Genomic DNA, 19,805 nt, shown 5'->3' with positions numbered 1-19,805 from the left:
TGGAAGTTTTTTTAATTGCAGCGCTTTCACCGCAAAATCACCAGTTTTCCGGGTTTACTCCGGAAAACGTGGTTTATTATAATAAAGAAAGTAACTTTAAGGGAGTGGAGAAAGGAAAATGATTCAACAGCCAGCGATTGAAAGAGAAGAACGCACTACAGCTGAAGGGACCTATCGCGTGTTAGTATCTGACTCAATGAGCAGCGAAGGACTTGAGCCACTATTGAAAAATCAGCAGGTAGAATGTGTACAGCAGAGTGTTCATGAAACGAAAGATCTTTCTGATTACGATGCCCTGCTGGTGAGAAGCGCGACCACAGTCACCGCAGAAGTTATGGATAGTATGCCGAAGTTGAAAATCATAGCCCGCGCCGGTGTGGGAGTAGATAATATTGAAATTGAAGAGGCGACCAAACGTGGAATTGTTGTAGTAAATGCACCAGATGGAAATACGATTTCCACAGCTGAGCATACATTTGCGATGATGATTTCCCTTGCCCGCAAAATACCTCAGGCCACTGCCTCCGTTAAAAGTGGCAAGTGGGACAGAAAAGCTTTCCAGGGCACTGAACTTCGTGGAAAACAATTAGGAATTATCGGATTTGGAAGAATTGGATCTGAGCTGGCTAAACGTGCACATGGCTTTGATATGACAGTAACTGTCTATGATCCTTTTTTGACAAAAGAAAGAGCTGAGAAAATGGGGGTTCAGACTGGTGAGCTGGACGATGTACTTGCTGAGTCAGATATTATTACAGTTCACACTCCACTGACAAAGGATACTAAGGGACTGCTTGGCATGGAAAACATTAAGAAAACCAAGAATGGTGTCTTTTTAATTAACTGTGCCCGCGGTGGAATTATAGATGAAGGAGCACTAAAATATTATCTCGAAACTGGTCATGTAGCCGGTGCAGCTCTTGATGTATATGAGGAAGAGCCGGCGACAGATAATGAGCTTCTCCAATTCAGCCAGGTTATTTCAACACCACATATTGCAGCCTCCACAAAAGAAGCTCAGCTTAATGTGGCTGCTCAGGTTTCCGAAGAGGTGCTTCAATTTCTAAATGGACTGCCTGCACTAAACTCTATAAACCTTCCGACTATGTCAAAAGAGAAATTTGAATCGCTTCAGCCTTATTATGAATTAACGAAAAAAATGGGGCATATTTTATCCCAAAGTATGAAAACGCCGGTGCAGGAAATGGATGTACATTACAGCGGAGAAGTCACGGATCTCGAAACTTCGGTTCTGACCAGGGCGCTTATTGCAGGTTTTCTGTCTACAAGAATTGATGCTCCGGTTAACGATGTGAATGCTTCTATCATTGCCAAAGAACGAGGCATTTCTTACGGAGAAAAGCATCATTCCAATGCGCTTGGATATTCGAATCTTATTAAAGCAACGGTTCATGGAGAAGACCGGACCTTTACAGTTCATGGTACTTATGTAAAAGAGTATGGACCACGCATAGTTAGAATTAATGATTTTAACGTGGATTTTTATCCTACCGGCCATCTTATCTACATTCAGCACACAGATAAACCAGGTGTAATTGGTAAAATGGGACAAAAGCTTGGAGAATATCAAGTAAATATTGCAACCATGCAGGTTGGAAGAAAAGAAGAAGGCGGAGATGCGATCATGATGCTCGCTGTTGATAAAGAGCCGGATTCCAGAGTGTTAAACGCCCTTACTTCAATCGAAGAAATAAAGCTTGCAGACAAAATTGAACTCTAATAATAAAGAAGCTTTTGCCGGCAGGGCGAAAGCTTCTTTATGTATCATGGCCAGACATAGCCTAATATTAGGTTCCATTGTCTTGAACGCGGCATTTTCAAGAAGTCAATTCCATTTTCAGTAAGTACAGCTCTGTCCCTTTCTATAACTATCCAATTTTCACTGTGGGCAACCTCTTCCATAAATTGATAAAATAAAATGTTTCCCGGTTTTTCATGCTTTTGAAGAAGTTTGAAATGAAGAGTTCCTTCCATTCCTTTCCAAAAGCGGCGGTGAAGATTCCCATTTTGATCGATACGAATACTCTTATGGATATATAATTTCCGTAGAAAGAACAAAAAACTGTTCAATATCCACTCTTCGCCTTTACGCTTTCCCGTCTGCTCATTCATCCATAGCAAAAGAGAGGCATCAAGATGTATCCTCTTGTCGCAGTTCCGATTCGTCATTAGAAAATTCCTTTATATATAGTACTTTAAGTTTACCATAGTTCAGACTAGATGTGCATAGGAGGACGAAACCCCTAAAAACATAAATATTATGATAAATATTACAATAAATAATGCAACTGCTGACAACCGTTTTAATTCGTTCACTTAAGCAGCTCCCTTCCTCCATCATCGTATGTGAAAAAGTAAGCATGCATGCCAAAATTATTCAATCGCCCCTGTATGAAGAACATCAACTTTTACATTTACGTTTACTTTCAAATCTGGATATATTTCTTTTTTCCATTGTTTTGGCTTCCAATCCCTGGTTCTGGACCGGTATTTCTCTCCAAATCCTAGCACATCCGAGTTGATTTCCTTCATATAGCTGATAACTTCTTCACTTTTCTTTTTCAGGTCTGCTTCTACATCTTTCATTACAGTATCCATAACTTTCGTATCTTCTAAATTTATATCATTCGTATAATCTGTAATTTGACCTTGAACGGAAAGCTCTACATCGTATTCAGGCTTGAGTCCCCCTTTCCTCTGAATATATTTCACACTGGATCGTATGTTTTGCAATACGACATGAGAGTCTACTGACGGGGAATAAAATTGACTCGTACCGCTGTCGCTTCCCTCTAACAGAAGCTTCATGACAAAAGACATTTTTTGATTAAGTTTTCCTTTCATCTTACCATTTGCAAAAAGCGCAACCCCGGTTATTTCAAGACCATCTTCATGTTTATTTGCAATCGGAAGATAAGCATCCCTGCCGTCACTGTACATATTAAATAAAAATTGATGTAAATTGGTTGAAGGTATACTTTCAAATTCTTCATTCTGGGTGATTAGATCCGAAAGGTAGACACCCATGCCATCTTCAGTTGTTTTTTTCACCCTCAGCATGTCTTTAGTTTTATTTTCCGTAACTGCTAAATAAATCTGGTTACCAATATGCGGGTTTCTATAAAATGTGGAAGTTAGATCCTCAATGCCCTCTTCTGCAATATCACTGCTGAAAACAATCGTACGAAGCTGTCCATACCTCAGAGGCTTCTGAGCTCTGCTGTTTAACAAATTTCTCGCTTGTTCAGATGTTTTAGCATATACAGACATCAGTTCAATTTTTGCGGTATGCTCCTCCCCCTGCTCCTTAAAGGTTGGATACATCACCATGTATTCGAACTTTTCATTTTCACCTATGTCGTATCCGACTGTTTGAATTAAAGAAAGATCATCAATCACCTGTGTGTTCACAGCACATCCGCTTACCAAAGTAATGGTGCAGCATATAATTAATAATAGTCTTTTCATTTTTTACTACCCTTCTTCTTTACATAATGAACGATTAATTTAATTAGAAATAGAAGCGGTATGTAGCATGTAATTATAATAAAGCCAGCATTGGAAATGGCTGTGTTAAACATATCAATGACCATGCGGCTGTTCATAAATGGCAATATGCACACAACCAGTATCATCAACACGAGCAGATTGCTGCGCTGTTTAAATGGAAGCAGCTTCTTTAACCCCCGGCTTGCTGCCCAAAAAGCCATTGCCAAGTTTGGAATTATAATGATAAACCACAGGGAGATTCCGAGATATTCAAAGCGTTCAATAAACGGAAGCTCAATTACTTTTAAAAGTGTAAGCGTCGGCCAGATTGTTTGTTCGAGCTGCTTCTCACTATAAAAAACAAGGGAAATAATCATCACCGATGTATATACAATGGTAGTGGCGCCGTGACCGGCAAGTGCCCATTTTAAAGATTTTTCTGCATTTTTTATAAACGGATAAAACATTAATATCAGCTCAAACCCTAGAAATGATAAGGTGGATTCTCTTGCTCCCAACAACATCTCTGATAAACTGTGCTTCCAGACAGGAAGCAGATTGTAAAAATTTGCGTATTCTAACGGCAGCAGCAATACAAAATACAGCATTGCAGGCACAAACACCCCTACAAAGCAAAGCCCTGTTACCGCGCGAAATCCTCCTAGAATCAAATAATAAAGCACGGATACTGTTAATAAACCAAACACCCAACCGCGTAATTCAGAAAAAACCCATACCTGTACAACTTCGATAAACGTTCGGAGTACTACCAATCCTAATAAATAAAAGTAAATAATCATTATATAGCTGAGACTATTTCCAATCCACTTTCCGAATAAATTTTTGTGCAGTTCCATAATGTCTCTGTTTTCTTCATCGAGCAAATAATAGATCATGCAGATGATTACCGCGATGATGATGCCGGCAATTATAATAGAGATCCAGCCATCATATCCGCTGTATTTTGAAATCATCCGCTGTACTCCGAGAACACCTACTCCAACCTGCATGGCGTGAACAAGAAAAAATACCATAAAGGGAGATACTTGAGTTGTTACAGATTCAGCTTTACCCAAAACTCTTTTCCCTCCCTCTTATTCATCAATATCTCTTTTTAAGCTTTGTCTCCCCCCCGGCACACGTGATTTCTGCTGAGGCCGTGACTGTGCAGGCCTTGACTGCAGTGAGCTGTATGGCAGCCTGAAAATCGAGTCTTTCCAATCTTTTATTCGCAGAGGATAAAAAGGAGAAAGGTACGGCCTGCCGAGCGAAGTCAGTTTGAGTAAGTGTGAGCTAAGTACTATAAAGGCTATTGCAATTCCAAGTCCGCCGAGCCAGGCTGCGCCGAATATAAATGGAAAACGAACAATTCTAACGGTATTACCCATTTGATATACAGGAGAAGTAAAAGAAGCAAGTGCTGCAAGTGCAACCACAATTAAGAGGATATTGCTCGTAAGGCCAGCTTCCACGGATGCCTGACCGATTACAATACCGCCTACGATACCGATCGTCTGCCCCACTTTCGTAGGCAGCCTTGCTCCGGCTTCCCGCAGGAGTTCAATTGTAAACTCAAGAAATAATGCTTCTATGATAGGGGGAAACGGAATATTACTACGTGAAGCGTACAGGGTTGATAACAGATCTTTTGGAATCAATTCATAATGGTATGTCATAACAGCTACATAAATAGGAGTTGCAAGCACAGAAAATAAAACAGCGCCAATCCTTAGAAACCTGATAAAGGAAGCAATATGCCACGGAAGATAATAATCTTCAAGCGAAGTAAAAAATTCGAGCAAGGTCGATGGAGCGACAATTGCTTCCGGAGATCCTTCTGTCATAAATACTGTTTTTCCTTCGATTAATGCTGCAGCCACTCTGTCCGGCCTCTCCGTGTTCACAAACTGAGGAAAAATAGAGAACGTATGATCGCTGATCATTTGTGCAGCCGTGTTCGCATCTAAGATTTCATCATAATCAATGGCCTGCAGTCGCTGCATCAACGTATTGACGTTCGCTTCATCTGCAATACCTTCTATATATAAAATGGAAGTTTTTGTTTTCGTTATAGTTCCCAGCTTCAATTCTTTTAATTGCAAGGTTGAGATTGGAAGCCTTCTTCTTACTAACAGAAGATTAGTGCTCATACTTTCCACAAAGGACTCCTGAGGTCCGATAACACTAAATTCGGTTTCTGGTACAGAGATTTCTCTCTTTTCACTCGCTGGCATCTGGATAAGCAGCATTTCTGCAGTATTATTCAATTCCACCACTACTGAACCTGCATGAATGCCTTCATTTATTTCATTAACATCGTGAGTTTTCACTGCATTTTCACTTTCAAGCAGTTGTTCAATTTCAGAAATGGATGCCCACGGAAAAGATTTTAATGGACGGATTAGATCATGATGCAGCCTTTCCTTATCAATCAACTCAGAATAATAATAAATAATAAACGGCTGATATGAGGTACTCACTTGAGATCGCTTAAAATCAGCACTGTTCAAAGACAATTGCTTCAGCCACTTCGAAGCGTCTTCTTGATCAGGAGCGAATATACGATTTTTCTTTCGTCTTCGGAATAACATGGCTGTGCCCCCGTCCGCTTATTTCTCATTGTTAGTATGAATAGTTCGTCATTCTTTATTCAAAAAACAGGCCCTCCGCATTTGGAAAGCCTGTCTTTTAATGCTGTTATTTATTTTTGCGGTTTTTAGAACGAAAGACGATTGCACTTCGTTCATATTCTACATCAGCCACCTGCAGCCTATGATTGATTACCCTTGCAATTGCAAAAAAATAGTCAGAGAGTCTGTTAAGATACTTAAATACTTCATCATTAATCGGCTCCACTTTCATTAAAGAAGCTGTTACTCTTTCGCTTCTTCTAGCTATCGTACGGCAGATATGAATATCAGAAGCAGCTGTGGAACCGCCAGGAAGGATAAATCGTTCAAGCTCCGGAGCCTCTACAATATATTCATCGATACGTTCTTCCAAAAAGCTTGTCATCTCCGGTTTCACTTTAAAAACTGCGTCCTTTTTTACGTTGGCAAGGTCACTTCCGCAGTCAAAAAGCTCATGCTGAATATTAATTAATTCATTAACAATTTCTGGAAACATTTCATTATCGAGCAAGGACACAGCGCGTCCCGTAAAAGCATTTAATTCATCTATTGTTCCGTAGGCCTCCACCCTGACATCGTCTTTATCTCGTCGTCCTCCTATAATACCTGTTCTTCCTTTATCTCCTCCGCGTGTGTATAGTTTCATATCAATTTCCTCCTTTTAAGTGGTTGATTTATCCCGAACCAGATCAGATCGGCATCTTCCGCTTTTTTTAGTAACGATTGATACAGCCAGCCTGTTTCATCCCTCCATCTTCGTTGCATCGGTTCCGCAGGAACGATCCCTTTCGTGATATCTGTACCGATAATAATCAGGCTTCGGTTTTTTTCTGCTTTCTCCCAAATTAAATAATACGAAATAATTGTATCCATAAACGTTTGTCCTGTATGTGAGGGATGTTCGTTTAAATGCTGATACAACCCTGCTTCCACACCATTAATAACAATACATGACTCTTGTAATTTCTCCGGCTCTGCCATTTTGCTGTTCCGATTATAAAAGGTAATCCAGTATGCATTTTCATATTTCTGCTGCTCCTTCACCCATTGTGCTTTTCCGTTAAAATGACCTCCTGTAATGAAGTGCAAATCAGTTCCCCTCCTCTATTGGTCAGAGCAGCTTTGTATCCTCCTCCAAAAGGAATATTCCACTCTACTTCACTATTTTTCCCAATATTTCTTAACCATCCTCTCATCCAGCCACTGTGAGTAACAACAGCGGCGGCTTTGAATTCTATTTCACTTAATTCGTTCCAGAAGGTAATAATCCTGCTGTGAAATGTCTGAGGAGTTTCACCATTTTTAGCGAAATTCTTTTGTAAATCATTGATCCACCAGCGGTAATCGGGGCTGCTTTTTAATTGCTCGTAGGACTTTCCCTCAAAATCTCCAAAGTTCATCTCCCTCAGCAGCATAGTTTCCCTGATTCTCACATTAGGAAACAATAACTGTGCCGTGCGTAGTGACCGAATACTGTCACTGGCAAATACGGCATCTATATCTTCAGAAACGCCAAGTTGGGAGAGGCGGAGTTCTTCAGAAGAGAGAAGCGGCGGATCACTCCAACCGCAGTAGAGCCTCTTTTGGTTAGCAGTAGTCATCCCGTGACGAAGGAAATATATAATACGCTCATCAGCCATAATAGCACCTCTGTCCCTTCACTTAATGCACCTGCCATATCTCCATTCACCCCACCAAATAGCTTGATAAAAATACGCTTTAACACTGATAGCAAAAAGATAGCAGTACCTAGCAAAAGTAGTCCGATCCAATAAGTGGCTGTAGAAAAATGAAGAATGAACAGCAAAAGCCCCGTGCTCCCCATGATAATTAAGCGATCATGACGCTTTACTCTTTTTTGAAACCATGCTGCCAATCCTTCTTTTTTTAAAAGTGGGGCGCCCATAAGCAGCAGAGCCATCACAAAACGAGAGAGCAGAGGAATAATAATAAATAAAAGCCATGCAGTGCTGCTTTCTTCAATCACGTATAATATAAACACAAATTTTCCGAGCAGCAGAAGAAGTACAGACCAGACAGCTGCTGCTCCTACCTGGCTGTCTTTTAATATTTCAATTCTTTTCTGTCTGTTTTTCCACGAGCCGACGGCATCGCTTACATCCATCCAGCCGTCTAAATGAATGCCACCACTCATAATAATAAAGATCGCCAGACTTAGAAAAGCAGTGATATACGAAGGAAGGTCCAGCACAAAAGCAGTCGGTAAAACACTGCCTGCTGTCAGCACGCCGATAATTGCACCTACTGCCGGAAAATAAAAAAAAGCATTCCTTGCATTTTCCTCTGTCCACTCCGATCTTCCAGATGGAAGAATTGTTAAAAAGGTCAATGCTAAGCGAAAACCTTTAAATCTATCGAGGAATGCTTTCATCCCGCTCTGCCCTCTTTTTTCATTATATTAATAATCTCCTCTACGTTCAGATGCTTTTCAATTTGTTCTGCCAGCTCATCCAAAATCTCGTCCTTCAAAATTCCAAAAGGTATTACAGGCTGATCTGCAATTTTTTTAGAACGCCTTACTTGATTCAGCCACCACGTTCTCCATCCATCATTATGGAAAATATGGTGAATATAAGTACCAATAATTCGGAAATTTAAAGAGCAGAGCCCTTCTGGTTTACCTTGAGAAATAAATAATGGCTTCCACTCGGCAGAATAGCAGGATTCGGCAGTTCCTTCATGAATTTCAAATCCGGAAACAAATAATTGCTGACTACTTTCCATTTGAAAGGTACCGCTCCAGCGTCTAGTAATTTTATGCTTTTCAAATTTCGTATTCACAGGAAGAAGCTGAAGCCCATTGACGATGCTTCCTGGCCTGCCGGAGTCATTTCCCTCTTCATCGTTTAGCTGGTCACCGAGCATTTGAAAGCCTCCACAGATACCGGCTACAAATCCACCTCTCTGTACATGTGCGATTATTTCTTTATCTAATCCACTTTCCCTCAGAAAACGAAGGTCATTTATAGTGCTGCGGGTACCTGGAAGGAGGAGGGCATCCGGTCTGCCAAATTGACGTTTATCTTTTACAATTCGAATCGTACAGTCAGTTTCTGATTGAAAGGGCTCAACATCGGTATAATTAGAAACATATGGCATTGCAATAACAGCAATATCTATTTCTGCATCTGCTCTAAAATTTTGAAGTGTCGGAAAAGAAAGGGAATCTTCCTGTTCAATTCTTAGATTCAATTTTGGCATAACACCGTTCACCGGCACCCCGGTTTTATTTTCAATCCAGACAGCTCCATCACTGAATAGAGATGGATCCCCGCGAAATCTATTGACCACGAGCCCTTTCACCCGCTCCCTGTGCTCATTTGGAAGTAAATTCATGGTACCGGTAATGCTTGCAAAAACACCGCCTCGTTCGATATCTGCAGCTAATAATGCCGGTACATCAGCGTAGGAAGCCGTCACAAGATTAGCGAGATCCTTATCCATTAAGTTTATTTCCGCAGGACTTCCTGCGCCTTCCATAATAATAAATTCGTAATTATCGGATAGTTTATCTAATGATTCAAAGACTGCTTCAGACGCTTGTTCAAAAAAGGTGCTGCGATATTCTCCGGCTGCAGGACTACCGATTGATTTTCCATGAATAATCACCTCTGCCTTCTGATCACTGCGCGGCTTGAGCAGTACTGGATTCATATGGACAGTCGGCACTAATCTGCAGGCTTCTGCCTGCAGGCCCTGCGAGCGGCCAATCTCATGACCAGAGACCGTAACATATGAATTATTAGACATATTCTGGCCTTTAAAAGGGGCAATATCGTACCCTCGGTTTGAAAGTGCTCTGCAAATTCCAGTAACTAAATAGCTTTTCCCTGCATCAGATGTCGTTCCCCACACGATTAAGCCTTTCATCATGCTCCCCCTTTCTGAAGACCATTTTTCCAAATTCCACAGAGATAGCAGCACCTGCTTCTTTTACAAGTTCCTGATGAAGTTTTCCTAAATGATTTGTATAACGGTAAGTGAAAGGATCCTGCGGCAGCGCTTCCATGAAAATATCATTACTTATTATAACTAGATGTGTAGAATTCTGCTGTAATTCAGATATATCATTCAGTAAGTTAAAAGGAAGATCAAGTTCTTTATCTCTGCCATTTACATACATTTCATTACCGAGCCAGGTGGTTAAGCAGTCTAAGAATATCGTGTCTTCCTGCTTAAGGGATGGTATAATTTCATGAAGGTTGTAAGGTTTTTCAATTGTTTTCCATGTTTTTAATTTATGACTTCTACTATGCTTATGGCGTTCAATACGTTCTATCATTTCAGAATCGACCGGCATTCCAGCGGCAAGGTACAAAATATCATGCTCAGGGTTCGTTATATGTTCAGCTATATTTTCTCCGACGAGTGTTTTTCCGCTTCGAACTCCACCACATACGAAAATCAGCATCTCTCACACCAGCCCTGAAGAATTTCTGCCAGCTGGTCATTTTCCTGCTTTGTTTTCACAGCTATTCGAATGTAGCGACCGGAGAGCCCCGGAAAATGATATGTATGTCGAGCATGTACCTCTGAACGTGCGAGATAAGCGAGCAGCGCACTCATATCTGAAAAATCCTGATGACGCAGTAAAAAATAGTTTACAGAGGAAGGGAATGGCACCATATATAATTCTTTTAGTTTTTGTAGAAACCTGTTTCTTTCCTTTGCAACGAATTCCGCAGTTTTATATACATGATTATGTTCTGAAACAGCATACTTCAAAGCATACTCAGCAAAAATATTTACATTCCAGGCAGGGAGCAGTTCTTTCAGCTCGCTGATAAGAAAGTCCGGTCCAAGCATATAACCAGCCCTTAAAGCGGGAACAGCGTACATTTTAGTAACGGAGCGAATTAACAGAAGGGGAACGTTATTTCTAATGTAAGGCAACAGATCAGCCGGGTGCAGCTGAAAATCATAAAATGCCTCATCTATAACAACAATGATCTGGTGTAAGGCGCAGTAATCAATAAGCTCTTCCAAAACTTCCTGTGATAATGAAATTCCGGAAGGATTATTTGGATTACAAAGCCAAATGGCATCACATTGGATCAACTTATCCCCTATATCATCTAATTTCCATGACCAGTTATTTTCTTCATAAACGATATGACGCATAATATCTGCAGAAACAGACTGCAATGCTTTGTCATATTCTTTAAATGCTGGTTCTATGAGCAGAACCCGCTTCCCCGCGAACAAACGGGCAGTAGTGAAAATTAGTTCAGCGCCACCATTACCTGCCAGCACCTGCTCTGGTTCTGTTCCGGTAAAATACGAAATCATTTGCAATAGCTCAAGCTGTTCCGGATCAGGATAATAGGTTAGATACTGAAAACAATCTTTCAGGTTTTCCAGCAATTCTGCAGGAGGACCAAGTGGATTCGTATTTACACTAAAATCAAGCACTTCCTCTTGACTGCTGACATTGAGCTTCGTTCTTAACTGATGCGGCATTGCGCCATGATCAGGCCAAGACATAAACAACCCCTCCTATCACCCAGCATATAACTATGAATAAAAAAATCGTCCGCCTCCACATCAGAATACCTTCTACTATCAATAAAGGTTCCAGCTTCCTTTTCCCATCTCCGAATAACGGCCGGTTCACCAATCCATGCTTATATGGTGTTTTTCCTCCCAGAGTAACATTGAGAACTGCGGCCATCCCAGCTTCGCCGAAACCGCTGTTCGGACTTTCATGTTTTCGTGCATGTTTATGGATCACTCTTAAAGAATGCCCAAATGAAGAATAATTTAATGTTGTTCCAGCTATTGCAAGAAGTAAAGCAGTAATTCTCGCCGGAATAAAATTAACAGCGTCGTCGGTTCTTGCAGCCGCCCAGCCATATTGTCGGTACTCCGGCGTCATATACCCAGTCATGGCATCTGCAGTATTTATAAAGCGGCAGCAGACCGCAAGCGGGGCTCCGCCTAACAAAGCGTAGAACAACGGCGCAGTAACACTGTCAGATATATTTTCGCCGATGCTTTCGAGTACAGCGCGGGTCAGACCCTCTTCATCCATTTTACTTGTATCCCTTGAAACAATCATTGCTGTCCTGCTGCGTGCTTCTGTGATGTTTTTATTCTGAAGAGGCTCCTGGATGGACATTGCCGCCTTCTCCATACTTCTGCCTCCTATCATTAACCATATAATCAGCGCTTCACATGCTATAAATAATAGAGGATGGAGAATGAACAACATGTATAGTATTAAACAGGAAATAAACCCGATGATCAAAAGTAATGCCCAGAGTGCGCAAGCTCCTTTTAATTTACGGAAACGGCCCTGGTTTAATTTAATATCAAAGAAACTGATAACTTTCCCCATCATCATAACCGGGTGCCACGCTTTAGCAGGATCACCGAAGCCTTTGTCAAGAAGATAAGCGGCAGTGATAGCTGCCACATGATAAAGAAATATCATTTATTATACCTTTCGACGCGACTGGTATTGCTCTACAGCCTGCGCAACACTTTGGTAAACGGCTTTTGCAACCTTTCTTCCCAGGGGAGTGGCAGTGCCGCCATATTCATAGAAGCTTCCGGTCTGTGCTGCAGCTACAAGAACACTGTCCGTTGAAGTTCCGGTGGCGATTGTACCTGTTTCAGCATCAATTATATTATATTCATATAACACTTTTGACTTTGCCTCCGTCGCCGTCATCATAACTTGTGCAAATGCCGCATCTGTAAGATTTCCATGAATGAAAATCCATATATTAATTGTGCCCGGCGACTGTAGCTGAAAATTTTTCTCGTATGCTCTGGACGCATCAACTGCATTCGAGGTACCAGCTGTAGCTGTGACCAGAACGTCGCCTTCATCGTCGCGCACCCGATATTTTCCTCCGTCTGCTAAGTTTGCAGCAGTCATCATAGCAGCCGTATCTGCTATATCGAAACCGTACTTGACAAGAAAGTCTTCGTATTCCCTCTTTGCGTCATCCACGTGATACATCTTGTCCACATGCCGATTAACAAAATCTTTATGCCAGCCGAAGCCAGCACCCACTAGAGCAGAAGAAAAGGTTTTCAAATAATAAGGAGAATGTATATGCACCAGTTCATTTGTAGAACTGAAAGTCAGGGCATCTATGCAGTGATCAATTTTGTGCTCAATACTGCCTGGAGAAAGTGAAATTAAAGGTGCGGGAATCGAAGGATGCTCTTTTCGATGAAGACTCGCCTGATAAATGAACTCCAGCTTCTTTTCTTCCATTACATAAGCAGGGCTGTCTAGTGCCGCTTTTTTTCCATTATCGAGCAATAAAATTCTGTCACAATACATGGAAGCCATATTTAAATCATGAAGGACCGCTATAACAGTCATTTTTCTCTCTTTTGCCCATTTTTTTAATGTATCGAGCAAATTAATTTGAAAGGAAATATCAAGGTGGTTTGTTGGTTCATCAAGAAGAAGGATGTCAGGCTGCTGCGCTAGAGCTCTGGCTAAAAGAACCCGCTGTTTTTCTCCTCCGCTCAATTCATCCATTGATCTCTGCGCAAAGTTAAGGACCTCCGTTTCTTCCATTGCAGATTGCACCATTTCATGATCCTTTTTGGAAGCGGAAGCAAACCAGCTCTTTTGGTGGGGATATCTTCCAAGTTCCACAATTTCTCTCACCGAAAATGAAAAAGTAGTATTAGTATGCTGAGGAAGTACAGCCATTTTTCGTGCTAGCTGTTTAGGAGTAAATGTACTAAGCTGCTTGTTATCAACATAGATTTCGCCGCTCAATGGGCTGAGCACGCCATATACCATCTTTAGAAGTGTTGATTTTCCGCTTCCGTTAGGCCCTATGATGCCGAATATTTCGCCGGTATTAACGGAGGCGGTAATGTCTTTAATTATCGGATCGCCCCCGTACCCTCCGGTGACGTTTATTAATGAAAGCACGTTTGTTCCTCCTTCCCCGCTACTTCTTTTTCCTCTGATGAAATAACAATAACCCAAAAACTGGGGCACCGATAATAGCGGTAATAACTCCAATCGGCAGCTCAGTCGGTGCGATGATGGTACGAGCGGCCAGATCAGTCAAAACTAAAAATCCTCCGCCTGCCAATATTGATACTGGAAGTAGATGCCGATGATCAGGTCCCTGGACAAGCCTCACGAGATGAGGGATGACCAGCCCGACAAAACCAATAGTACCTGATACAGCTACGGCCGATCCAGTAAGCAGCGACGCACCTGCCAGAATGATAATTCTTCTTATGTTTGTGTTAACTCCAAGTGTCATCGCTGTTTCTTCTCCAAATACGAGGGCATTCAATTCTTTTCTATTTGCCATCAGCAATAGAACACCAAAGAAAAAGAACGGAAGCTGCAGCCAAAAATAATCCCAGCCTCTCATGGCAACGCTTCCCATAAGCCACGAGATAATCTGACGCAGCTCATCCCCGGTTAATGCAATCATAAGAGAAATGACAGAGCCGAGAAACGAACTGACAATAATCCCGGCGAGAATAATCGTTTCAGTCGTAAGTTTTTTTTCTATCAGCCTGACAAAGGTGAGGAGACCAAACAGGGTTAAAAATCCTGTACAGATGCTTATAATCGGCAGTGTAAATGATCCAATCACAGGAATATTCCACCCTAAAAACAATACAGCAACTGCCCCAAGCGCGGAGCCTGATGAAACCCCGAGTGTATAAGGATCAGCCAGTGGATTTTGCAGAAGGCCCTGAAATGCTGCTCCAGCTATCGCAAGTGATGCCCCCACCAAAACTGCCAGGAGGACCCTCGGGAAACGAATATCGATAATTATATTTACATAGGTTGTATCAATGGAAGCAGGAATCTGAAGCTGAAAAAGCTTTCTGATTAAAATCTCCGCACTCGTTAAAAATGGAATGGAGACACTTCCTAGAGAGACACCCAGAACGACAGCAGCTGCCAGAAATAATACTCCGGCAGCATACGTAAGTACTATCTTATTCTTCTGCAAAAACATTCGGGTACACCGATTCAGCGATTTCTTCAATACCTTCCACAAGCCGCGGTCCTGGACGGCTCACTGCGTCATTATTAAGATTATAGATCTCTTCGTCCTGAATCGCAGGCACATCCTCCCAGCCGTCTCTTTCTAAAATCTCTTCTATTGATTCATCCGAGTAGTCACCGTGAGTAGTTAAAATGACATCTGGATTAAAAGCGACCGCTTCTTCTTCACTATAAGCAATCCAGCCCTCTTCATCGCCTGCTGCATTGTCAGCGTTTATGGTTTCCAGCATTTCATGCATAAAAGTATTCTGACCAGTAGTATATATTTCCGGTGGAGGCTGGATTTCCACCCAGACAGACTTTCTTTCCTCTTCATCAATTTCTTCGGCTTTCTCTTCAACAACAGAAATATCTTCTTCCATTTCCTCTATAATGGCCCCCGCTTCCTCTTCTGTGCCGGTGGCTTCGCCGATCATATTCATGGAATCATAAGCTTCCTCAAAAGAGTTTGCATCATTTACAATTAATATTTCTGCTCCGCTTTCTTCTATTTGATCAAAGGCTTCTTCATTGCTGTGCGCAGATGAAGCTTGAGCTAATACAAGATCAGGCTCAAGGGACAGTAGTATTTCCAAATCAAAATCAAGCCCGCCAATGCTTTGTTTTTCAGAGGCTTCTTCTGGAAAATTACAATAGTCAGTAACCCCCACAATCCTATCTTCAAGTCCGAGTGAATAGGCAATTTCCGTATTACTCGGAATCAGACTGACAATCCGTTCAGGTTCTTCTTCTATTTCAACTTCTTCTCCCGAAGCATCAGTAATAGTAGCAAATACCTCTTCTGTGCCGCCCTCATTCTTATCATCTTCTGCCGTTTCGTTATCGCCTGAGGCACCGCATGCTGATAAGACAACCGCAAGACTTGCAGTACTTATTCCTTTCAACCATTTGTTCATTATTTATCTCCTCCCCCGTATATCGACCGTGAATGCTGTTTATGTAAGGAAAGCTGCTGGTTAATATAAAAAAGCTCCCCTTTTATTCAAGGAGAGCGGAGTGTCGACAGACGGCATTGCAATACTTCGTCAACATGATTCCGGCTGCACCTTATCCTCGAAGGTCTATTACCGAGCTGAAGGCAGGTCTCCTGGCTTACGCTTTTTCAGCCGCGGCCGGCCTTCCCATCCTTAACGGACAGTGGCAGTTGGCTGCAGCAAATGCGATTACAGTGGCGGGACCGCATCGGAATTTAACACCGAATTTCCCTTTTAACGCGCTCGGCTGTTAACCGGGCGCGACCTTTAGCTTTCCTTATAAAATTATCGGTCGTATGCCTATATTATACACAAATCTTTTCATAAGAAAAGGAATTTCTATGCATGACCTTTGCCGGACTGTTTCTCACAAATAAACAGCTGACGAGGAGAAGTCTCTCTGGAATATGGGGCTGCATTATAATCACCAAATCGATGGAGAGTGGTTAACTGATTGCGAAGCAGCATCTTCTCCAATTGATCCTGGTGGTATAATTTTACTCTTTCAGTATATTCACGCTCGGAGTTACCATCTTGAATAAGAATTTTCTTATGGACATATCCAGCATGAATACTTCTTTTCTGTCTTACGATAAGTCCATCCGTTTTACGGCTGTCCTCAGGCACCAAATGTTTTTCTACATATAGAGGGTTCAGATAGTCGAAGATAAAGATCCCTCCCGGCTTCAAGGCTTCATTTGCCCGTGTCAGCACAAGCTCATTCTCTGCATCATCCTGGAAGTACCCAAAGCTTGTAAATAAATTAAAAGCAAGATCGTATTCCTGCAGCAAGGGGATATCTCGAATATCTCCGCGCATATAATTGACAGGCAGACCACTCGTCAGATCTATCGCTTTTTTCAGTAATGCAGCCGATAAATCAACCCCTGTCACATGAATCCCTTTTCTTGCCAGCCACCTTGCGTGTCTGCCGTTACCACAGCAAAGATCAACTGCTTTCATATTTCGGCGTATTTCTACATATTCCATGATCGGAGCCAGTTCTGCTGCAGCTTTTTCTTCGTCGCGATGGTCATAGACTCGTAAATAATCTTCTTGAAAATGTTCTTCGTACCAGGCTTTCATAGGATTCCCCCTATCATCCGTTGCGTTCCGCAGGCAAGAAGAAATGAAAGGTAGTGCCTTCCTTCAGCCTGCTGTGTACAGATATTTCTCCATCATGCGCTTCAACAATATTTTTTGCGATCGCCAGTCCAAGACCGGTCCCCCCTGCTCTTCCTCTCGTCCGCGCTTTATCTGCTTTATAAAACCGCTCAAATACATAGGGAAGATCTTCTTCCGGAATTCCGGATCCGGTGTCTTCAACTTTAATCCGAATACCTTCAGGGAATGTGATCACGTATAAAGTAACAGTTCCACCAGGCTCTGTGTGCCGAATTGCATTATGAATTAGATTGGTGACCACTTGTTCATAACGGTCTGGGTCGAGTACGATCATTGGTTGAGTGCCATCTTTGACGATCTTTAAACCAACCTCTGCTTCTCTGGCAAGCCCCTGGAATTTTTTATGGATTTTTTCACTAAGCAGAAAGATATCCACCAGCTCTTTGTTAAGTTGAATGAATCCTGCTTCCATACGGGCTAGATCGAGCAGTTCATTTACCAGCCTGCCCATCCGCATTGATTCATCATAAATAATTTTCCCTATCTCTTTTTTGTCTTCCTCCGTGGCGGCAATATCATCAATAATTGCTTCGCTGTACCCCTGAAGCATAGATATTGGCGTCCGAAGCTCATGTGATACATTTGCTATAAAATCTTTCCGCAGTTTATCGTGCTGGCGTTCTTCCGTCATATCGCGGATTACGGCAACGACTCCCCTTACAAAATGATTATCATAAAGCGGAGTCATAAGCACAGCATAGCTTCTCCCTTGAATATCAACTTCATTTAACTGCTCCTGCTCAGTAGAGACAACCTGCTTAAATAAATTCTTTAATCCTTCGGGCAGTTCATTTGAAGCTTCCATGTCATTATTTTCAAAATAAGAAGATTGCAAAAATCTGTCAGCAGGTGGATTTGTTACAATAATGCTGCCTCTTCTATCCATCGTAATGACTCCATCGGCCATACTGCTCAAAATCAGCGAGAGCTGCTCTTTTTCTTGATTTAATGCTTGAATGTTATGATTTAATTCTCTTCCCATGCGATTAAAGGCGTTGCCCAGCTGTCCGATTTCATCGTTCGTTAAAATGGGTACCTTCGTTTCAAAGTCCCCTTTTGCCACATCAAGAGCCAGCTGCCGCATCTTTCGGAGCGGCGCTGTAATTCGTGTCGATAAAAAAAAGGCAAAGACTGTCGTGAGTATGATGGCAATGCCTGCTGAAAGCAGAATTATCTGTTTTGTCTGCCCCGTAGTATCCTCAATCACAGCCAGGGACTGATACAAATAGAGCGCGCCTTCCTCTCCGTTTGTCATCTCAAATGGCATACCTACGACAAATATTTCATTATGCACTTCCTCGCCATTTTCCGTAATAGGAAAGTCACCATGTGTAATCACTTGTTCCCGGTTTTCGAGAACTTTCTGAAGCTGTTCGTCTTCTGGAAAAAGCGAGAGTGGAAGTTCAATCGCTCCACGCGTATTTGTAGAGGACTTCCAGGCATTATCCCCTTGATAGAGTGCTACATTTGTATTATAAGATCCCGCAATACGTTCTACGGTGTTTAATGCTTCGTCGGTGTTTTCATTTTCCTCCAGCACCGACACAATTACATTTGCATGGTTAGTGAGCTGTTCTTCTGCCTGCGTTATATGAAACCTTTCAAAGAACTGCAGAAGTAATACCGTAAGAATGAGCAGAACCACAGAAACTAATAATAGAATCGTAAACCAAAGCTTCCCTACAACACTCCGCCACAGCATTACTTTGCAGCTGCCTCAAATTTATAACCTACACCCCAGACTGTCGAAATCATGTCTGCTGCGTCTTCGGAAACACGACTCAGTTTTTCGCGCAGCCGTTTAATATGCGTATCCACAGTGCGCAGATCTCCAAAGAAATCATAATTCCAGACATCTTTTAAGAGCTGTTCTCTTGAAAAAACTTTATCAGGAGATTGCGCTAAATACAGCAGCAATTCATATTCCTTCGGGGTCAGCCCAATGATATCGTTATCGACGGTCACTCTGTGGGCGTCATTATCAATTGTCAAATGTGGAAAGACGAGAATATCCTTTGCCTGTGTCTCCGTCTGTAAAAATTTCGTAGAAGAAGCTCTTCTTAAAAGAGCCTTTACACGCAGAATTACTTCTCTCGGACTAAATGGCTTCACAATATAATCATCAGTTCCCACTTCAAAACCCTGGACCCTGTTTGCTTCTTCTCCTTTTGCTGTAAGCATAATAACTGGGGTGGCTTTTGCTTTACGGAGTTCTTGACAGACTTCTATTCCGTCCATCCCTGGAAGCATTAAATCAAGTAGAATTACATCGAATTCATGATGAAGAGCGAGATCGAGTGCCTCTTCTCCGTTCTCTGCTTCCATCACATCGTATTCTTCTCTTTCTAGATACATTTTTAACAGCCTTCGAATTCGTTCTTCATCATCTACCACGAGAATTTTTGCATCAGTTGACATAAGAGAACATCCTCCCGAGAGTCTTTTTCTGATCTTATGAATAGTTTACCATTT

Annotated in this window: 19 protein-coding genes and 1 riboswitch; of the genes, 1 reads left to right on the top strand and 18 read right to left on the bottom strand. The window is 41.9% G+C overall.

From position 1 onward, the window contains the following. Window positions 1-118: 118 nt before the first annotated feature. Window positions 119-1,741, top strand: a complete 1,623-nt coding sequence (gene serA, locus ACE4RR_RS07275; RefSeq protein ID WP_375534748.1) for a phosphoglycerate dehydrogenase — start codon at window positions 119-121, stop codon at window positions 1,739-1,741. 44 nt (window positions 1,742-1,785) lie between these two features. Here the strand turns inward: serA and ACE4RR_RS07270 are convergent, their stop codons facing one another. The 18 genes from ACE4RR_RS07270 to ACE4RR_RS07185 form a co-directional block, all read right to left on the bottom strand. Next, on the bottom strand, window positions 1,786-2,190 hold the full coding sequence (locus ACE4RR_RS07270) for a hypothetical protein (protein WP_375534747.1): 405 nt from the start codon (window positions 2,188-2,190) through the stop codon (window positions 1,786-1,788). A gap of 204 nt (window positions 2,191-2,394) precedes the next feature. Continuing rightward, a complete protein-coding gene (locus tag ACE4RR_RS07265; RefSeq protein WP_375534746.1) occupies window positions 2,395-3,489 on the bottom strand; it encodes a Ger(x)C family spore germination protein in 1,095 nt (364 codons plus the stop codon). After that, window positions 3,486-4,586 carry a GerAB/ArcD/ProY family transporter gene (locus ACE4RR_RS07260; RefSeq protein ID WP_375534745.1) on the bottom strand — a complete coding sequence of 367 codons (1,101 nt, stop codon included), beginning with the start codon at window positions 4,584-4,586 and terminating at the stop codon, window positions 3,486-3,488. Before ACE4RR_RS07260 ends, ACE4RR_RS07265 begins: the two co-directional genes overlap by 4 nt. Window positions 4,587-4,604: 18 nt before the next feature. Then, a complete protein-coding gene (locus tag ACE4RR_RS07255; protein ID WP_375534744.1) occupies window positions 4,605-6,101 on the bottom strand; it encodes a spore germination protein in 1,497 nt (498 codons plus the stop codon). Between the two features lie 106 nt (window positions 6,102-6,207). Then, entirely contained in the window at window positions 6,208-6,786 is a 579-nt protein-coding gene (locus ACE4RR_RS07250; protein WP_375534743.1) for a cob(I)yrinic acid a,c-diamide adenosyltransferase, read from the bottom strand. Beyond that, window positions 6,783-7,229 (bottom strand): bifunctional adenosylcobinamide kinase/adenosylcobinamide-phosphate guanylyltransferase, encoded by a 447-nt coding sequence (locus ACE4RR_RS07245; protein WP_375534742.1) that lies wholly within the window; start codon window positions 7,227-7,229, stop codon window positions 6,783-6,785. Before ACE4RR_RS07245 ends, ACE4RR_RS07250 begins: the two co-directional genes overlap by 4 nt. Further along, window positions 7,181-7,780 (bottom strand): histidine phosphatase family protein, encoded by a 600-nt coding sequence (locus ACE4RR_RS07240; protein ID WP_375534741.1) that lies wholly within the window; start codon window positions 7,778-7,780, stop codon window positions 7,181-7,183. The genes ACE4RR_RS07245 and ACE4RR_RS07240 overlap by 49 nt, the downstream gene beginning before the upstream one ends. Further along, on the bottom strand, window positions 7,738-8,532 hold the full coding sequence (gene cobS / locus ACE4RR_RS07235) for an adenosylcobinamide-GDP ribazoletransferase (RefSeq protein WP_375534740.1): 795 nt from the start codon (window positions 8,530-8,532) through the stop codon (window positions 7,738-7,740). Before cobS ends, ACE4RR_RS07240 begins: the two co-directional genes overlap by 43 nt. Further along, complete coding sequence (locus tag ACE4RR_RS07230) at window positions 8,529-10,031, bottom strand: cobyric acid synthase (RefSeq protein ID WP_375534739.1); 1,503 nt, start codon at window positions 10,029-10,031, stop codon at window positions 8,529-8,531. The genes cobS and ACE4RR_RS07230 overlap by 4 nt, the downstream gene beginning before the upstream one ends. Next, window positions 9,997-10,572: a bifunctional adenosylcobinamide kinase/adenosylcobinamide-phosphate guanylyltransferase gene (locus ACE4RR_RS07225; RefSeq protein WP_375534738.1), complete on the bottom strand. Its 576-nt coding sequence runs from the start codon at window positions 10,570-10,572 to the stop codon at window positions 9,997-9,999. Before ACE4RR_RS07225 ends, ACE4RR_RS07230 begins: the two co-directional genes overlap by 35 nt. Next, the gene (locus ACE4RR_RS07220; RefSeq protein WP_375534737.1) at window positions 10,566-11,645 is read right to left on the bottom strand and encodes a pyridoxal phosphate-dependent aminotransferase; all 1,080 of its coding nucleotides are present in this window, start codon (window positions 11,643-11,645) and stop codon (window positions 10,566-10,568) included. Before ACE4RR_RS07220 ends, ACE4RR_RS07225 begins: the two co-directional genes overlap by 7 nt. Beyond that, window positions 11,632-12,594 carry an adenosylcobinamide-phosphate synthase CbiB gene (gene cbiB / locus ACE4RR_RS07215; RefSeq protein WP_375534736.1) on the bottom strand — a complete coding sequence of 321 codons (963 nt, stop codon included), beginning with the start codon at window positions 12,592-12,594 and terminating at the stop codon, window positions 11,632-11,634. The genes ACE4RR_RS07220 and cbiB overlap by 14 nt, the downstream gene beginning before the upstream one ends. 3 nt (window positions 12,595-12,597) lie before the next feature. Then, entirely contained in the window at window positions 12,598-14,067 is a 1,470-nt protein-coding gene (locus tag ACE4RR_RS07210) for a heme ABC transporter ATP-binding protein (RefSeq protein WP_375534735.1), read from the bottom strand. 19 nt (window positions 14,068-14,086) lie between these two features. Next, window positions 14,087-15,124 (bottom strand): FecCD family ABC transporter permease, encoded by a 1,038-nt coding sequence (locus ACE4RR_RS07205; protein WP_375534734.1) that lies wholly within the window; start codon window positions 15,122-15,124, stop codon window positions 14,087-14,089. Then, a complete protein-coding gene (locus tag ACE4RR_RS07200) occupies window positions 15,105-16,070 on the bottom strand; it encodes a helical backbone metal receptor (protein WP_375534733.1) in 966 nt (321 codons plus the stop codon). The genes ACE4RR_RS07205 and ACE4RR_RS07200 overlap by 20 nt, the downstream gene beginning before the upstream one ends. A 164-nt stretch (window positions 16,071-16,234) precedes the next feature. Beyond that, window positions 16,235-16,432: riboswitch (cobalamin riboswitch) on the bottom strand. A gap of 55 nt (window positions 16,433-16,487) precedes the next feature. After that, window positions 16,488-17,234 carry a class I SAM-dependent methyltransferase gene (locus tag ACE4RR_RS07195; protein ID WP_375534732.1) on the bottom strand — a complete coding sequence of 249 codons (747 nt, stop codon included), beginning with the start codon at window positions 17,232-17,234 and terminating at the stop codon, window positions 16,488-16,490. 13 nt (window positions 17,235-17,247) lie between these two features. Beyond that, window positions 17,248-19,035, bottom strand: coding sequence for an ATP-binding protein (locus ACE4RR_RS07190; RefSeq protein WP_375534731.1), 1,788 nt, complete (start codon window positions 19,033-19,035; stop codon window positions 17,248-17,250). Beyond that, complete coding sequence (locus ACE4RR_RS07185) at window positions 19,035-19,751, bottom strand: response regulator transcription factor (RefSeq protein ID WP_375534730.1); 717 nt, start codon at window positions 19,749-19,751, stop codon at window positions 19,035-19,037. The genes ACE4RR_RS07190 and ACE4RR_RS07185 overlap by 1 nt, the downstream gene beginning before the upstream one ends. Between the last annotated feature and the right edge of the window lie 54 nt (window positions 19,752-19,805).

It is taken from the genome of Alteribacillus sp. HJP-4, assembly GCF_042139015.1.
Lineage (GTDB): Bacteria > Bacillota > Bacilli > Bacillales > Marinococcaceae > JBHIKY01.
The sequence above is the reverse complement of the archived record's forward strand: the minus strand, read 5'-3'. Positions and strand labels throughout refer to the sequence as shown.

Bases quoted from the DNA above. Each gene is read 5' to 3' on its own strand.
- cobS (WP_375534740.1), bottom strand. From the start codon at position 8,532: ATGAAAGCATTCCTCGATAGATTTAAAGGTTTTCGCTTAGCATTGACC.
- serA (WP_375534748.1), top strand. From the start codon at position 119: ATGATTCAACAGCCAGCGATTGAAAGAGAAGAACGCACTACAGCTGAA.
- ACE4RR_RS07265 (WP_375534746.1), bottom strand. From the start codon at position 3,489: ATGAAAAGACTATTATTAATTATATGCTGCACCATTACTTTGGTAAGC.
- ACE4RR_RS07220 (WP_375534737.1), bottom strand. From the start codon at position 11,645: ATGTCTTGGCCTGATCATGGCGCAATGCCGCATCAGTTAAGAACGAAG.
- ACE4RR_RS07205 (WP_375534734.1), bottom strand. From the start codon at position 15,124: ATGTTTTTGCAGAAGAATAAGATAGTACTTACGTATGCTGCCGGAGTA.
- ACE4RR_RS07240 (WP_375534741.1), bottom strand. From the start codon at position 7,780: ATGGCTGATGAGCGTATTATATATTTCCTTCGTCACGGGATGACTACT.
- ACE4RR_RS07190 (WP_375534731.1), bottom strand. From the start codon at position 19,035: ATGCTGTGGCGGAGTGTTGTAGGGAAGCTTTGGTTTACGATTCTATTA.
- ACE4RR_RS07250 (WP_375534743.1), bottom strand. From the start codon at position 6,786: ATGAAACTATACACACGCGGAGGAGATAAAGGAAGAACAGGTATTATA.
- ACE4RR_RS07255 (WP_375534744.1), bottom strand. From the start codon at position 6,101: ATGTTATTCCGAAGACGAAAGAAAAATCGTATATTCGCTCCTGATCAA.
- ACE4RR_RS07185 (WP_375534730.1), bottom strand. From the start codon at position 19,751: ATGTCAACTGATGCAAAAATTCTCGTGGTAGATGATGAAGAACGAATT.
- ACE4RR_RS07195 (WP_375534732.1), bottom strand. From the start codon at position 17,234: ATGAAAGCCTGGTACGAAGAACATTTTCAAGAAGATTATTTACGAGTC.
- ACE4RR_RS07225 (WP_375534738.1), bottom strand. From the start codon at position 10,572: ATGCTGATTTTCGTATGTGGTGGAGTTCGAAGCGGAAAAACACTCGTC.
- cbiB (WP_375534736.1), bottom strand. From the start codon at position 12,594: ATGATATTTCTTTATCATGTGGCAGCTATCACTGCCGCTTATCTTCTT.
- ACE4RR_RS07200 (WP_375534733.1), bottom strand. From the start codon at position 16,070: ATGAACAAATGGTTGAAAGGAATAAGTACTGCAAGTCTTGCGGTTGTC.
- ACE4RR_RS07270 (WP_375534747.1), bottom strand. From the start codon at position 2,190: ATGACGAATCGGAACTGCGACAAGAGGATACATCTTGATGCCTCTCTT.
- ACE4RR_RS07230 (WP_375534739.1), bottom strand. From the start codon at position 10,031: ATGAAAGGCTTAATCGTGTGGGGAACGACATCTGATGCAGGGAAAAGC.